This window comes from Paenibacillus mucilaginosus 3016 (assembly GCF_000250655.1).
GTDB classification, from domain to species: domain Bacteria; phylum Bacillota; class Bacilli; order Paenibacillales; family NBRC-103111; genus Paenibacillus_G; species Paenibacillus_G mucilaginosus.
This window is the reverse complement of record NC_016935.1, coordinates 4,369,697-4,385,091: the sequence shown is the minus strand read 5'-3', so window position 1 is coordinate 4,385,091 and position 15,395 is coordinate 4,369,697. Positions and strand designations below refer to the sequence as shown.

General features: G+C 53.4%; 8 protein-coding genes. 6 read left to right on the top strand and 2 right to left on the bottom strand.

Annotated features, from left to right (window positions below; genetic code table 11):
• Positions 1–5: 5 nt before the first annotated feature.
• Positions 6–1,205, top strand: a complete 1,200-nt coding sequence (locus PM3016_RS39855; protein ID WP_238540239.1) for a putative Ig domain-containing protein — start codon at positions 6–8, stop codon at positions 1,203–1,205.
• Positions 1,202–4,228, top strand: a complete 3,027-nt coding sequence (locus PM3016_RS18865; protein WP_238540238.1) for a choice-of-anchor I family protein — start codon at positions 1,202–1,204, stop codon at positions 4,226–4,228. Before PM3016_RS39855 ends, PM3016_RS18865 begins: the two co-directional genes overlap by 4 nt.
• A gap of 173 nt (positions 4,229–4,401) precedes the next feature.
• On the opposite strand, the gene PM3016_RS40840 is transcribed toward PM3016_RS18865, so the two are convergent.
• Positions 4,402–4,689, bottom strand: a complete 288-nt coding sequence (locus PM3016_RS40840; protein ID WP_274380026.1) for a helix-turn-helix domain-containing protein — start codon at positions 4,687–4,689, stop codon at positions 4,402–4,404.
• Positions 4,632–6,053 (bottom strand): MFS transporter, encoded by a 1,422-nt coding sequence (locus tag PM3016_RS18855; RefSeq protein WP_014370541.1) that lies wholly within the window; start codon positions 6,051–6,053, stop codon positions 4,632–4,634. Before PM3016_RS18855 ends, PM3016_RS40840 begins: the two co-directional genes overlap by 58 nt.
• A gap of 193 nt (positions 6,054–6,246) precedes the next feature.
• Here PM3016_RS18855 and PM3016_RS18850 point away from each other — a divergent pair, with 193 nt between their 5' ends.
• From PM3016_RS18850 to PM3016_RS18835, 4 genes are all read left to right on the top strand, one after another.
• A complete protein-coding gene (locus tag PM3016_RS18850) occupies positions 6,247–7,215 on the top strand; it encodes an AraC family transcriptional regulator (RefSeq protein ID WP_014370540.1) in 969 nt (322 codons plus the stop codon).
• Between the two features lie 1,613 nt (positions 7,216–8,828).
• Positions 8,829–9,929: a metallophosphoesterase gene (locus PM3016_RS18845; protein WP_013918077.1), complete on the top strand. Its 1,101-nt coding sequence runs from the start codon at positions 8,829–8,831 to the stop codon at positions 9,927–9,929.
• A gap of 719 nt (positions 9,930–10,648) precedes the next feature.
• On the top strand, positions 10,649–13,282 hold the full coding sequence (locus tag PM3016_RS18840; RefSeq protein ID WP_238540237.1) for an NHL repeat-containing protein: 2,634 nt from the start codon (positions 10,649–10,651) through the stop codon (positions 13,280–13,282).
• Positions 13,279–15,186, top strand: coding sequence for a pentapeptide repeat-containing protein (locus tag PM3016_RS18835; protein ID WP_041619473.1), 1,908 nt, complete (start codon positions 13,279–13,281; stop codon positions 15,184–15,186). The genes PM3016_RS18840 and PM3016_RS18835 overlap by 4 nt, the downstream gene beginning before the upstream one ends.
• The last annotated feature ends 209 nt before the right edge of the window (positions 15,187–15,395 follow it).

Below are 15,395 nucleotides of genomic sequence, written 5' to 3'. Positions count from 1 at the left end.
TGATTATGTCGAATAACAAAAGCAAACCGTGGGTCGCCTTGATGCTGGCAGCCCATCTGGCCGCAGGCACCGTGCTCACGGGAGCGTCACCCGGCCAGGCAGGCGCTGCCGAAGCAGCGCTGCCGGGCACACCTTATACGGCCGGAGGAGCCTATGATGTCAGCGTGCCGCACGTGATGATCAACCAGGTCTACGGCGGCGGGCTGGCGCCTGCAGCCGATACGTATGCGAGCCACGGGTTCATCGAGCTGTACAACCCTACGGACCAGGATATCAGTCTGAACGGATGGTCCCTGCAGTACGCCGACCGGGGGTCAAACGCCAAGACAGGCCCCACGGGTGCATGGCAGAAGCTGGACCTGAGCGGAACGATCCCGGCGCATTCTTCCTTCCTGATCACTGGGGAAGCCTCGGGAGCGGCCAATCCCGCTCCGCAGCTGACGCTGGCTGCGAAGAGCGACCTCTCCTGGCCCGGACGCTTCATCAATAACAAGGGCTTGAAGGTTGTGCTGATGAGCAGCACCGAGCTGCTGACCGATGTGAATCCATATCTTACGAAGCCTCCCGGCTATGTGGACATGCTGGGAACGGCAAGCAACGATGAGGGCAGTGACATCGACGGCTATGAGACGAGCTACCCGTCAGGCAGTGCGGAGGGAACGTCGAAGAAGAAAGCGGTCGTACGCCGGGACCGCACGGACAGCGACAACAACAAGCTCGATTTCGCCCAGCTCGACTACAGTACGGCCGCTCCGCAGGAGCTTGCGGCAGGGGCTCCCCGCGGCAGCATAGACGGTGAGTGGGGCACAGCAGCGGACCCTCTCGGACTGGCGGACATCACCGTGCCTACAGCCTATGAGGACGTGCCGTACTCCGTCACCTTCTCGGCTTATGGCGGTAAGGCGCCGTACACCTACAGCGCTTCCGGACTGCCGGCAGGACTGCAGATCGATAGCGCCGCCGGTACGCTTAGCGGCACTCCGGCTCCTGAAGCGGCGGGTGAGTACACGGTCAGCGTGACGGTGACCGATAGTGCCTATGCGGTGACGCAGAGGACAGTGCCCTTCACCGTGCAGGCAGAGGGAATAAAGGACCGGATCCGGATGACGAAGATTGGAGGATACTCCGTCGGCACAACGAATGAAGACGGCGGGGTAGCCGAGATCATAAGTATAACAAGGATAACGGCAAATTTTATCTCGTGAACGGCTCCACGAATCCGCCAAGCCTGGATATCGTAAGTCTGCGGACCGGACAGGAGATGAGCAAGGATGCCACCGTCAACGTCAAGGCATTGTCCGAAACGGGCGGCTTCGTCTATGGGGATCTGACCAGCGTGGATATCAATACAGCGACCCAGCGGATTGCCGTCTCCGTGCAGGAAGCTGACTTTGCCAAGAAGGGGCGGATCCTGGTCCTGGATTATGATGGCGCTCTGCTGCAGACGTACGAGGCAGGGGTCCAGCCCGATATGATCAAGTTCACTTCGGACGGCCGGTATATCCTGACGGCCGACGAAGGAGAGCCGCGAGAAGCAGATTCGGCGGAGACGGACCCGCATGGCAGCGTGACGATCGTGGACACGTTGGCTGAAGATAACAATGCCTCCGTAACGCATGTCAAGTTCGACCATCCGGATGTGATCGATGACGGGGTACTGATCCGGGGCGCGTATGGATCCCCGAAGAACAAGATTCTGGGCCCGGGGAGCAAGCAGGATGCCCTCTTCGACCTGGAGCCGGAATACATCACGCTGTCGGAAGATGGAAGCCGGGCCTATGTCTCCCTCCAGGAGAATAATGCCATTGCGACGATCGATATCGCTGCTCGTTCGGTTCTGAGCGTAAAGGGTCTCGGGTTTAAAGATTGGAATGACCCCCGGAATCCCGTCGATGTGATCAAGGACGGCCGCATTCATATGGAGAATGTGCCGTTCCAAGGGGTCTACATGCCGGACGGAATCTCCAGCTACACGGTGAACGGGACAACGTATGTGCTTTCGGCGAATGAAGGGGACGGGACCGAGTGGGACTTCCGGGAGAACGTCAGCACGGTGAAGGATCTCAAGGAGAGCTTGACGGCCGGTTCGGCCGCAGCCCGGTTCCTCGAGGGCAAGACAGCCTATGATAAAGTGGAGGCCGTCAGCGGTATAAGGCCGGACGGCATCTACATGTTCGGCGCCCGCTCCTTCTCCATCTGGAATACAACCGGGATGACACAAGTGTATGACAGCGGAAGCGACTTCGAGCAGATCACGGCCCAGCGGCTGCCGAATCATTTCAACACCAGCAACAGCAAGACGACGTCCGATGACCGCAGCGCCAAGAAAGGGCCGGAGCCGGAAGGGATCACCCTCGGCAAGGTCGGGGACCGGATGCTGGCCTTCGTGGGTCTCGAACGGGTCGGCGGTATCATGACCTATGATGTGACGAACCCCGCTCATGCTGAGTTTGTGAACTACACCAATACGAGAGACTTCACGCTGCAGGATCCGCTCGCGACCGATACGGGACCCGAAGGCATCGAATTCATCCCGGCGTCAGACTCTCCGACGGGCCTGCCTCTGCTGCTGGTGGCCAGCGAAGTCGGAGGCACCGTGGCCGTGCTGCAGATCGAGGAGCCGCAGCTTACCCTCGATCAGCCTGAGCTTGCTCTGAAGGTTGGCGGCAGTCCCGTGCAGCTGAAGGTGCAAGTAACACCGTCGGATGCCGAGGCAGAGATCACCTGGTCTTCATCCAATCCGGCCGCCGCTGCTGTCAGCAGCAGCGGGATCGTGACACCGGTCGCCCCCGGCAGTACGCGGATTACCGCTGCTACCGCCAGCGGGTACGGGACCGCGTTCAGTGAGGTAACGGTTACGGCCTCAGACTCTGTCGACAGCGGCGGTGGTACGGATCATGACGATTCGGATGACAGCTCGGATGGCGGCAGCAGCAGTGCATCTGGCGGAGGGGTCTCGACAGGCGGTACGGCCCCTAACGGGTCCGCCCCTGTGGTGACATCGAACGGTAACTCGCAGGTCCAAGTCACACTCACAGCCGCTCTTGATGGGGCGGGCAAGGCAAGCATTGCCGCCGAACAAGTAAATGAGCTCCTTGAGGCAGTGGAGCAGGCAGCGGCAGAAGGGAAGTCCGCCGGCATCGTGTTCAAGGTAACGGGCGGCGATAGCACCACCCGCGCCCTGCAGCTTGCTGTACCGGGCGATGCCTTCGCAGCAATAGCGAAGAGTAAGGCTGCCCAGCTGACCGTCTCCACGGCGCTCGGAAGCCTTACGTTTGACCGGACAGCCCTCACAGCCATCCCATCCGCTGGAGAGGATGGAGACGTTACGGTAGGAATCGCCCGCGAGGAGCAGGGGGCGCTGTCTGCCGGACTCCCGGAGGCGGCAAGGGAAACGATCGGAGCAGCCATTGGCAGCCGTCCGGTCTTCACCTACACGGTCGTATCGGGCCGTGCGAATGTATCGGCGTTTGGCGGAGGCAAGGTGAACATTCACATGCCATACGAAGCCGCGGCAGGGGAAGGACCGGACAGCCTTGTGGGGTATCATCTCACCGGGGACAGCCTGGAAGTGCTGCCGTACAGCTTCTATGACGCTGCTGCCGATACGCTCATTCTTCGCGTGCACCATTTGTCCCGCTATGCCGTAGGCTACAATCCGTTGCACTTTGAGGATATGGGCTCCAGCTTTGCCAGACCGCACACCTCATTTCTCGCAGCGCGCGGCATTGTGAACGGAACCCTTCCACAGACGTTCTCTCCCCAAGCTCCGGTTACAAGAGCGGATCTTGCCGTGATGCTCGCCCGGATGGCAGGAGCCGGCCAGGGCACGGCCCAAGGAACATCCTTTACGGATGTTCCAGCGGATGCTTACTATGCGGCTGCCGTTCAGTGGGCCGTCGATACCGGCATTACCGACGGAGTAAGGGAGACGGAATTCGCCCCGCAGGCTCCCGTTACCCGTGAGCAGATGGCGGCGATGCTGGTAAGGTATGCTTCTGCCATGAAGCACGCCTTACCGAGAACAGCGTCTGCCGTACCTTTCGCCGATCAGTCGTCGATTCCGGCGTATGCGCAGGCTGCCTCTCAGGCCCTGCAGCAGGCGGGCATCGTGGATGGGAAGTCGTACACCGACCGGACCGGTTCTTTCTTCGCCGGGGCGGATGCGGTTACGCGGGAGGAAGCGGCCAAGATGCTGAGTATGCTGCTGAAGCGTACGATTCAATAAAAAGAAAGCGAACATCGCGGGAGATCCCAAGGAGTAGATTGCCCCGGTGAAGTGAACGCAAAAAGTTACACTAGTTCAGCAGCAAGCAGGGAGAAATCCAGAGAACGGCCGCTCATTTTGATGAGCGGCCGTTTTTGATGATTTTTTTCCTTGGCGTTTTTTTATGTAAAGCCTTATTGATTTCTTGTGAACTTGCTCCGGAACGCGGAGGGAGACAGGCCTTCCTTCCTGCTGAAGCAGGTGGAGTAATGAGAGAGATACCGGAATCCCACTTCCTCGGCAATCCGTGCGACGGGCCACGTGGTTTGCACCAGCAGCCGCTTGGACTGCTCGATTCGGAACTGCAGCAAGAAGGCCATCGGTGTAACCCCGTATGCTCTGCTGCAAGTAGGAGAGCCGGATTTTACAAGATTCCGCTTATTTGCTTTTTTGGTGCTTGTGTACGAGCGGGCCGGCGTGATGGAAGAGAGCAGAGAAGCACAGCAGCAAGGGCTAGGATAATAAATACGACGGATCCCAGGACGGAACTCGATAGGGCCTCGGCAAGCTGCAGCGTTGAAGGCTGATCCGATCCGACAGCGGCTTCGAATACAGTAATGAGAACGGCTAATCCGAACGAGGAGCCGCTTTGGTGTGCGACATTAATCAGACCCGAAGCAGCACCGGCATCGCGAGCATCAACATCGGTGAGCCCCAGTGCGGTAAGCGGCTGGAAGACCATGCCGGAGCCGATCCCCATCATCGCCAGCAGGATGAACATATGCGGGAAGAATGGCGCTTGGGCGAGTATGATTTTGCTCAGCCAAAGGGTACCGAGGGATGCGAGCAGCAAACCGGCTGTCAGTACTTTGATCGTGCCGAATCGGTGCACCAATCCTTGGATCAGGTACATCATCCCGAACTGGGCCCCTGTGAACGGCAGGAAAGCTAAACCTGCTTCAAAGGAACTGAAACCGAGGACGCTCTGCAAATATTGCGGGACAAAGAAGAAGAGTGAGAAATTTCCGCTAACGATAAGGAACCTGCCCAGATAAGCCCCGGACCGATGGCGGCTCGTAAATAATCGAAGCGGGACAATCGGCTCTGCCGCTCGAGCTTCAATAAGAACGAAGGCCGCTAACAAAATAATGCCGGCTGCAAGCGGAATCCATGCTGCAGTTCTCTCCCAGCCGCCCTCCGCAGCTTGAACTAAGCCATAGACCAACGAAGTCATGCCCATTACGGATGTCAACGCCCCCCAAAGATCAAACCGTCCAGTCCTCGGTTCTGTATTCTGTACAAATCTCTGAACCAAGTACAGCAGGACAATCCCAATGGGGACATTGATAAACATCCCGACGCGCCATGAAATGAAATCAGTGAAAAATCCGCCAAGAATGAGACCGATACTGCCGCCCGCAGCCGAAACTGCGCTGTACATCGCGATCGCTCTGGTACGCTCCTTGGCTTCCACAAAGCTCGCTGACAACAAGGCCAGCGCAGCAGGCGTTGCCAATGCAGCCGCCAAGCCTTGGCATGCACGGGAAACAAGCAGAAATTCGGCTGTCGGCGCCAAACCGGCCAGCAGAGAGGTAAGCGAGAACAGTCCAATGCCTGCGCTAAGCGTTTTTCTTCGTCCCCAAAGATCCCCTGTCCGGGCACCGAGCAGCAGGAAACCGCCAAATGCCAAAATATAGCTGTTGTGGACCCAGGTCAAGCTGGTGGTCGACATATGAAGGGTACGGCCGATCTCCGGCACCGCCGTGATCATAATCGAGGCGTCAAGTACAACGATAAGCTGACATGCGATGATAATGGTTAGCAGGATCCATTTTGAATGATGCATAGTCACGTTCCTTCCTTCCTAACAAAGATTCTGTACCTGAAATGTATTATGAAGGGAATCCATGGAAGGAAGTAGACTGTTCCTGCCTGAAAATTGCCTAAAGCTGCAATTCAGTTCCTTTTTGCCTCCTCCGATCTTTGCAATCCAATGCAAGGTCTATATAATTTAGATCAGGACGGGAGGGGTGAAATGAATGCCGGAACGAAGCAGAGAGGGCCACGCGAGGAATGGAGAGAGTGCTTCTATTCATAAGCAGGCGCTGGAGCAGCTTATTGCCATGACGAATCGGATTCCCCTGACAGATGGACGGACACCAACCAAGATTCCGTTTCTATCCATTATTAAACACAGTCGAGATACACAGCGAAGCCCGGGCGTGCTGACTCCATCTTTTTGTCTGATTCTTCAAGGGACGAAGAGGCTCTACCTTGGTCAAGATATCTTTCACTATGGTGCAGGCGATTATTTGGCATCGCTGATCGATATGCCGGCTTCAGCCCAAGTGATCGGAGCTGTTGAACCCGCGCCGTATCTGGGGCTGCGCATCGATTTTACGACGAAAGAAATCGCGTCTGTGGTCATGGAGGCAGGCATCATCACGGAATCCAAAGAGAAAGGGCTGAGTGCCGGAGCCTTCATTGGTAAATCGGATGCTGAGCTGCTGGATATCTTTCTCCGATTAGTAAAGCTCACCGAGAAGCCTCAGGACGTGCGATATTTGTCCGAGTTGATAAAGAAGGAAATGATTTTCAACTTGCTGTCGGGCGAGTTTGGGCATTTATTTTTCCAAAAGGCGCTATTCGATCAAAGAGCGGATGGAATCGGCAAGGCGATCCACTGGATCAAGGAAAACTACGCACGTTCATTCACCGTCGAGGAACTCGCCAAGTCCTGCAGCATGAGTACCTCCGGACTGCATCATAAATTCAAGGCCATCACCACCATGGGGCCTCTGCAGTATCAGAAACAGCTGCGTCTTCAGGAAGCGAGGCGTCTGATGTTGAGCGGTCCCATGGGTGTGACGACGGCTGCATTGACCGTCGGCTATGAAAGTCCGTCGCAATTCAACCGGGAATACCGGAGGCTGTTTGGTCTGCCTCCGCTGCAAGATATGAAAACCATGCGAAAATCTTCCAGCGCCTGGGGATTCGAGGATAGTTAATCAACTATGGGGGGAGGTCTTTCATCTGAAAGTTCAAATTGGATACCACCCCTTTGGTAAGTGGCATATAGTAATGGGGAAGCCGGTCCCTCAAGTAGGAGAGGGATCGGCTTCATTGTGGAACGATATCTGAATAAGGCACAGAGGTAGCCGGCTAAGGATGATCGGCTGTTTTTTCCATTGAAGTAACGCAGGATGATTAAATTAACCTTTACACATAAAAAAGTAATTTTGTGGAAACATTGTGTTGAGGAGGTTATAAAAAATGAAAACAATTATGCTTTTTGGGATTCTTGCATTCTTTACAATCTTGGAATCGTCGTCTTCACTTAACATAGGTGATACTCGGACTTTGTATAATCAAGAGCCACCTACTTATTTAAAGATTTTCGAACAATCTTTTTCCTAAAATCAAGAGATACCATTTTAGAACCAGGAAATAAATGTTGTTATTTCAAATTAGCTAACGGCGAGTTACTGCCCGCGACAGATGAGCTGGACGCCATAACAGTGTACAATGTACCAGAAACTTCAGAAAATGATTACATTTTAATGGGGCAGTGGGGCAATGAATGGAAACGTTCATTGTATGCACCACTTCATTAACGAGGAACAATGGTTAAACAACCCAGGAGCAGTTTGCCGAGGCAGCTGCTCCATTTTTCATTGAACTAACCGCAGCTCATTTCCCAAGTGTTCTGTACTTTCAAAATATAGTATGACTTTTTATGCTTAAAAAAAGACGTATTCAGGAGGGTAATATTAATGGGGAAGACATTCTGCAAGAGAGCTAAAAAGAAAGTGGTTTATGGCTCTCAATTCCAATTAATTTAAGCCAAAGTGCCCTTTCTCGACTTATCATCAGACTGGAGAACCATCCATTTCAACTGGAGCGAGTTGTGTATGAAGAGAATAAGAGAGAGTAGTCTTTCACTTTGACTGCCTCTCTGTCTGAGAGTGACAAAACTCTCAATACTGTCGGGGAATAAGTAAAAGTCGCACAGTTGCGGCTTTTTAATTTAATTATTATGGACCGAAGAGTAAGGTGCCGAAGAACATCTAAAGAGGAAACGATAATAAAGCAAGAATGTTCATTACGTACAGAGCCATATAACTCCCGGAATTATTAATTTTAGACGTAATATAAGTACAGGCAAGACCTATGGGTGGTAAAATAAAGGTTAATAGGAGCCCAATACCATCATATCTCTGGCCCGCATGAAGCACAAAGCCATCCACTAGAATGAATAGAACAACAACAATAAATGTACCCCAAGCCATTAACCGTAGAGTGGCTGCACTCACAAATAACCCCCTTATCATTTTACACAATATATAATATATACCATTATTTACTACAAGTGAAGCAGAGAACATCGCCAGTGTTGTAGATGTAGAGGATGCACATGAAACTATTAACTCGACAACACGTATGGAACAGCAAATACAATAAATACATTGAAGCAGGTGTAGAATGAAGAGTCTAAGATAAGCCACCTACCATTTATCTTGCCGGACCGGTTCCATAGTGTACGAGCTTTCAAAAATACGGCAGCCAACCTCATGGCTGCCGTTTTCAGTGCAATTGTAAATCTGACATCAGGAGAATGGGTATGTTTATCGGAATAGGAATCATCGTATTATTGATTTATAGCGGATTAGTCTATTACATTGGATGGCGCGGGTATCGCTGGCTTCGTCCGGGTACATCAACCCGGCGGTTCAAGTCACTCTACAGCCTCGTGGTGGCGCTCGCGGCCAGCTCCTTCATTATCGGACGCATGTCGGGGGTCAAGCTCCTGGGGATGGTCGGAGCCTATTGGATGGCTCTATTTTATTTGCTGCTCCTGCTGGTGCCGCTTGCACATCTTACCGTGATTCTGCTGCGCTTCACCCTGCTGCCACAGCACGGGACGCAGAGGGTGGCTGGGTTTACGACGCTGGCACTGCTGGTTTCTTTGCTTGCCTTCGGCTCTTACAATGCCTACAGCCCGGTTGTTCGTGCGTATAGCCTTCCAATGGACAAAGACTCCTCATCCATTGCTTCCCTGAACATTGCGATGGCCGCGGATACGCATTTTGGGCTTCTGTCGGGCAGAAACCATGCGGAGCGTTTGGTGGAGCAAGTGAATGCGCTGAAGCCGGATCTCATCCTGCTGCCAGGGGACATGTTTGACGACGACGTTCAGCCGTTCATCGATCAGAAGATCGATCTGATACTGTCCGGGCTTCAGGCACCCTACGGTGTATATGCCACTCTCGGCAATCATGATAAGCATGATGGCACCATGCAGGAGTTGATCGATACGCTAGAGCGCAGTGGAATCCAGGTTCTCTATGATGAAGCAGTAACTGTAAATGACCAGCTAACCCTCGTGGGGCGTAAAGACCGTACCGACCGTGAACGGTTACCTTTGGAGCGGCTGATGGAAGGTGTTGACCGATCGAAGCCGGTGATTCTTCTCGAGCATCAGCCGTATGAACTGGACATCGCAGAGCAGCTGGGCATTGACTTGATGGTATCCGGCCATACGCACCGGGGTCAAATTTTCCCTGGGAACCTGATCACAGATGCGATCTATGAGAATGATTGGGGTTATCTTCAAAAGGGTGACATGCATTCCATCGTGACGTCGGGCTTCGGCTTCTGGGGGCCGCCCATCCGGATCGGCACGAGGTCTGAGCTTGTGAGCATTCAAGTGCAGTTTGAGTAAAAACCTGGAAAACAAGTTGAACAAATGGTGCACTGTCCTCCAAGGGAACAAGACTTGGCAGGGCAGGGCACTTTTTTTGTGCTTCTAATTTTTTTGTGCTTCTAAGTGGAAGAACCTGTCCAAGACCGACTCTCAAAGCCATTGAATTGGCAATTTTCATAAAAAAATGAAGTGAATCCGGGAGTTCCGGAGACTCGTTCTATATGTTCATGACGTTGACTATAATAGCATGCAGGAAACTGGATTACGTCCCCAACAATACCAGTTTCCGAAAGGGGGAATATATGTTACTGAGCCAGCCGATCAGAAATCTCAATGTGCATTATGATCTCCGATTTCTGGGTGAAACGGGACCGGATGAGCCGCTTATTCTAAGAGCAGGAGGTGTATCGTATCCACTTGTGAGGCACAGCATCGATTCTTTGAGCGCGGGCGGCTTTTTATCCGAGTCGCTAGACTTCCATCCCACTCATTACTGCGTCTCCGTTCCTCACGACAGTTCCAAGGTTCAGTTCATTCGAGTCTTTGGCCCGCCGGACCATCAAGGCATCCCCACGCTTAAGGCAACCGCCATCTCCACCTCTGCAAGCGGGAAAGTGTTCTCTGCGGCCGATACGGCCAAATCCATCTTGTTTCTCAACCCCAGCATAACCGTTCTAACGCCTGACCACTCGGACATCGTATTGAAGCATATGGATGATTCCGACGAGCTTCGACAGATGGTCTTTTTGCTTGAACAGCTGAAGGACGGCTGGAATACGCCAACGGTCCTAACGGACGAGAAGGGCCAGCCGGTGTTGGATAAGGCAGGAAAGCCGTTCTACACCTATGAGCTTCATCCGTACCTGCTGAATCTTACCGCAGGTGCTTCGGCTGGCATCAAGAGCAAGATTTACAGCGATGCTGCCTTGCGCGGCGTCCGTTGGAATGTACAGCCAGGAATCAGCCACATCGCGGCCAATCAGGGGGATACGGGTGTCTCTGCCGTAAATCAGAGCGGGTATCACTATAACCTGAAGGATGGCGGGCCACAATACGGCGTTTCGGTAGCGGTAGAGAAGCTGACCGAATCGTTCGAGCTTGATCTGAAGGTGACCAATTCGTTCATCCGGCATATGTCGGTCTATGCGACGTTCTATAAGGGGGATGGCGTCACTCCCATTGAGATGAACGACGAGGCATTGCTTGCTTTGCTAAGGGGAGAGAACCTCTTCGAAGTGAAGCAGTGGATGGATGCTTTGGGTGAGGCGGAGCAGCTGCTTCTTGGAACCAAGTCGTTGAAGTTCATAGGCAACGTCAGCTCGGAGGGAACCTTCCTTGGTATTCCTGTGACGGAATCTTCTTCCTTGTTCTCGTTCCAATTGCCGTCCGCTGATCCGATCGGCAAGCTCCGTTTATCCATCGGGAGCCTCGGCAACGGCAACTCGCATTCCGACGCGGACCCGAGGGCGGCATGGATCGGCATCGGGGCGACTTCGCTGATGGATTTGGTCATCCCAACCGTGTCCCTGATCATGACGGTAGGCACCGAGAGCAGCAAGATGTTCGACACGCTCTTCAAAAAAGTCAAATTTATCGCTCCAACGGTCTATTCGATCTATACCATTGTCAAAGATATCATCAATAACTCAAGCAATACAGGCAACGACGTAAAAGACATGATCGCCTCGCTTGCGGACCGGATTGTCTCCACGCTTCTCACAGGGTCGGAATTTGCAGCCGAGCTCGCTGCGATCTTGTCGGCCGAGGAGGTCGAAGAAGCCATTCCCATCGTAGGCTGGGGACTGAAGGCCTTGGCGCTTGAGGGGACCGTTGCCCAGCTGGCTCAAACCGTTGGCGAAGTGATTGCTTCTCCGCGCGTGATCGATTTTGAACTGACCGTGACGATGGATGCATCAATCTCTCTCATGGCGGAAGCAGACAACGGGCAGCAGCCTGAATTCGCAGCTGCCGCGGCCTATTATATCGTAACGGCGCAATACAGCGACAATACAACCCGTACATACAAAGGCGTTATTCCGGATCCGAAGGTATCCCGTTTATCGTTCGAGCTAAAGAACGTTCCGGTCGGCGGCAAAGTGACTTTCCTGGCTGCCGTATACTCCAAGGAAGGATGGCTTGTCGGCGGAGGGAAATCGGAACGATTGGATAATCTGCTTACGCCGGGCCAAGACCAATTGGTCGTTTCCGTGAACGTGAAGCAGATGCTGTATCCGCTTAATGAACAGACTACCTATCAGCACAGCCAGCTGCTGGTCCAGCAGGATGGCCACTATTCATGGCAGCATACAGCCGAGCCCCCTTCAGAAACAGCTGAAAGCCTTGGAACAGGGGGAAGCGGACATGTGCTGGAGAGTCTGGCGGGGTTGACGCTTAATTCAAATAAGGGACTGCTAGGCTATGTTTGGCAAGCATCCGGCATGAACATTCCGCCAGTCGATGGAGACAACGGGGACGATCTGCAGCTGTACGCTTTCAAGAATATCTCCTATGGCCCGAATCCGAATGCAGGCGTGATGAACACGCCCAGAGGCTTTAATAAAGCTCCGCTGCTCGCTTATCCCCAATTAGGAGCGGAAAGCGGAGATGCCGAATATTTTTACCTGGACCCCACCGGAGATCCAGCGAGCGGTTACCACCTTCGGCGAATCGAGCCGATGAATGACCCCTCGGTCCCCCAGAACAGTCCGGATCGCGAATTCAACTTATCCGCAAAAGAGAGCTGGGGACGCTTCAATCTGCTCCCGGCCTCCATGGCCTACCATTCCAATGGGTATGTAATTGCCGTCAATCCCTCGTATCCCGTCATGCAGATTCTCCGAATCCCTTCCAGCAGCCAGCCGGACGACCAAGCGCCATGGGCGATGATCACACTGGGGCCTGGCACGAGGGAAGGACTGCTGCTGCAGCCGGAGCTTGTGGCCATAGCACCGAATCAGACGGTGTATGTCTTGGAGAAAGGCAACCAGCGAATCCAGGCCTTTAGCCGCGGCGGCCATCCAGTAGCCGCTTTTGCCGATCCCGCGTATCCCTATTGGATCAACTTGGTGAATCACGACGCTGCTCAGGATGTGAAGTATCTCGCCATGAGCGTAGAAATTCAAGGCCACATCTATGTACTAAGCCAATATGGAAACGGGTATGAGGCGGACCAGTACTACCTGGATATTTACACGCCTGCCGGGAGCCACTTGGTTACCCAGAGAGGCATGGTCGCAGCGTCGATGGCCGTTGATCTCTGGCGGAATCTGTATACTCTCAACTTCCAACAAATCAGCTCTCCGGCGGGGCGTACGGAGCCTTCGGTCAGCGAATGGACGCCGAGCACGCCAAGAAGGGATGGGACCCTGTGAATCCTATTACAAAGTGGACGTTCTCGGTTGATACACTTGGGCAAGCACAATGCTATTATTATGATTTGCACTATGCAGGCGGATTGGCTGTCGTTGGCATCGGGAACGGAGGCGGCCATGTTGAATTCGATATTTACAACTTGGGCGGCGGCCTGATCGCGATTCAGGATCCATATACGAGCTGGTATTGGAACAGCCATTACAATGACACCATGATGCTGTGGAATAATAACGATCACAATTTTACGTCCGAGCGAATAGGGGACGAACAGAAGTTCCGGCTCATCAATCGAGGCCACGGACAGGTATCCTTTCAATGCGCAGCCGGGCCATATGCCGGGAAGTATATTCAATCCGTCAAGGGCGGCTGGTATCCCGTCAACTGGGGATTTGGGAATGGCACTTTAGAAATGAAGGAAGAAACTTTATTCAGGGTAGGGGGCAATCTACTGCCTATCCTGATCATTACGAACTCAGCGCGGAATTTGGATCTGTCCGGTGCTGATTTATCCGGGCTGAACCTGGACAACGCAGATCTCACGAATGCCAACTTTAGAATGGCGGATTTCACCAAGGTGCAATCCTTTCATAATGCGCAATTCGTCAATGCCAATCTGCAGCTGGCCCGATTTGACGGCCTCTGCTTGAACGGTGCCAATTTCACGCATGCCGATTTCAGTGGAACGGATCTTACGAAGATACGGCCTTCACCTTCCCAGCTATCCTATGCCAATCTGTCCAGAGCCAATCTGAGCGGTGTCGACCTGTCCAAGTCTAATCTGACGAACGCGAACCTGAGCGGCGCGATGTTGAACGGAGCTAACCTGAGCGGCGCGGACTTGTCAGGAGCGGACTTCACCGGTGCATCCCTTGTGAACACGAAGCTGGACGGCGCCATTATGCATCATACCCGGTTTGACCATTGTGATCTGACATCGGTATCTTTCCAGTATCCGCCTGATTTCGCCAGAACCGAGAAGGATCGTACCTCCTTCGTCCAGGCTGTCGTGCCATATAAGCTTCTCGGCAGCGACTGGTCTTATCTGAATCTGTCCGAAGCCAAGATCACAGATATCCCGGAAGCCTTAGCCGCCCTGAATGCGAACTATGCGCTGCTTCCGGATGGATTGGATTTAAGCAAGAAAGATCTTCGCAGCGCTTCTTTCACCGGAAGCCGGATGTATGAGATTCAGCTCCAGTACTCCAACCTGGAAAAGGCGCAGCTCACGCATGCCCGGCTGAAAGGGGCCAAATTGACCGGCGCCAATCTGTCGATGGCTAACCTGGACAGCGCTTACCTGATTTCTGAGAATGCTCCGTCTTCTGGCGACCCGGTCAAGCATGAAGCGGCAGTCGTAGTTGATGCGTTCCTCATCAACACGAATCTAACAGGTTCGTTCTGCGACGGAGTGGACTTCTCAGGCTCGCTGTTCATGACTTATGCCGGTCTGGATCCGGATGGGATTGCCAGCGCAAAGGGTGCCGCGATGAATCTGGCCAAATTCAATAAAGCCATCTTGATTCAAGCTGAATTCGACGGTTCTCAACTGGCGGGAAGTGATTTTAGCGAAGCCCTATTGGTCGGCGCAAGCTTCAAGCAAGCGCAGTTGATTCCGGCCACGCAGCCGCCTAATCCGGATGCCAGCTTCTATGAGGCGGATTTGCGGGGCGCGGACTGTACCGGCGCCAATATGGATGGGCTTGATATGAGAGCTGCGCAGGTATCGACCGGGCAGGGCGAATTTAGTCAGGTGTACAAGGATTACTATGGGAATCGAATTCCCGTCATGCTTTCCTATTCCGCTACCGTGCTGGGGAACACAACTACCGGCACCACTTGCCCGGATGGCTCCAAGGGCCCTTGCCATCTTTGCACAACAGAAGCGGATCCGGCTGCAGAATGAACTTGAAAAGTACCCATACGAGCTTGAGGTGGTTGCTTAAAAGCAATCACTTTTTTGCTTCTACCTCACATTGCAGAGTCGGCATGTTCATCACATGGTTCGGCGAATTGACGCCTTACACATTGGCCTCATCCTGGCCTCATCTGATCCATGCAGCCGGTTCGATGGTATAATTAGGCTGAAGAATAGAGGAAGAAGCAGGAGGAAAA

What these genes read in the sequence shown, in the direction of transcription:
- PM3016_RS39855 (WP_238540239.1), top strand. Translation starts at nt 6, where the DNA reads ATGTCGAATAACAAAAGCAAACCGTGGGTCGCCTTGATGCTGGCAGCC.
- PM3016_RS18855 (WP_014370541.1), bottom strand. Translation starts at nt 6,053, where the DNA reads ATGCATCATTCAAAATGGATCCTGCTAACCATTATCATCGCATGTCAG.
- PM3016_RS18850 (WP_014370540.1), top strand. Translation starts at nt 6,247, where the DNA reads ATGCCGGAACGAAGCAGAGAGGGCCACGCGAGGAATGGAGAGAGTGCT.
- PM3016_RS18845 (WP_013918077.1), top strand. Translation starts at nt 8,829, where the DNA reads ATGTTTATCGGAATAGGAATCATCGTATTATTGATTTATAGCGGATTA.
- PM3016_RS18840 (WP_238540237.1), top strand. Translation starts at nt 10,649, where the DNA reads ATGGTCTTTTTGCTTGAACAGCTGAAGGACGGCTGGAATACGCCAACG.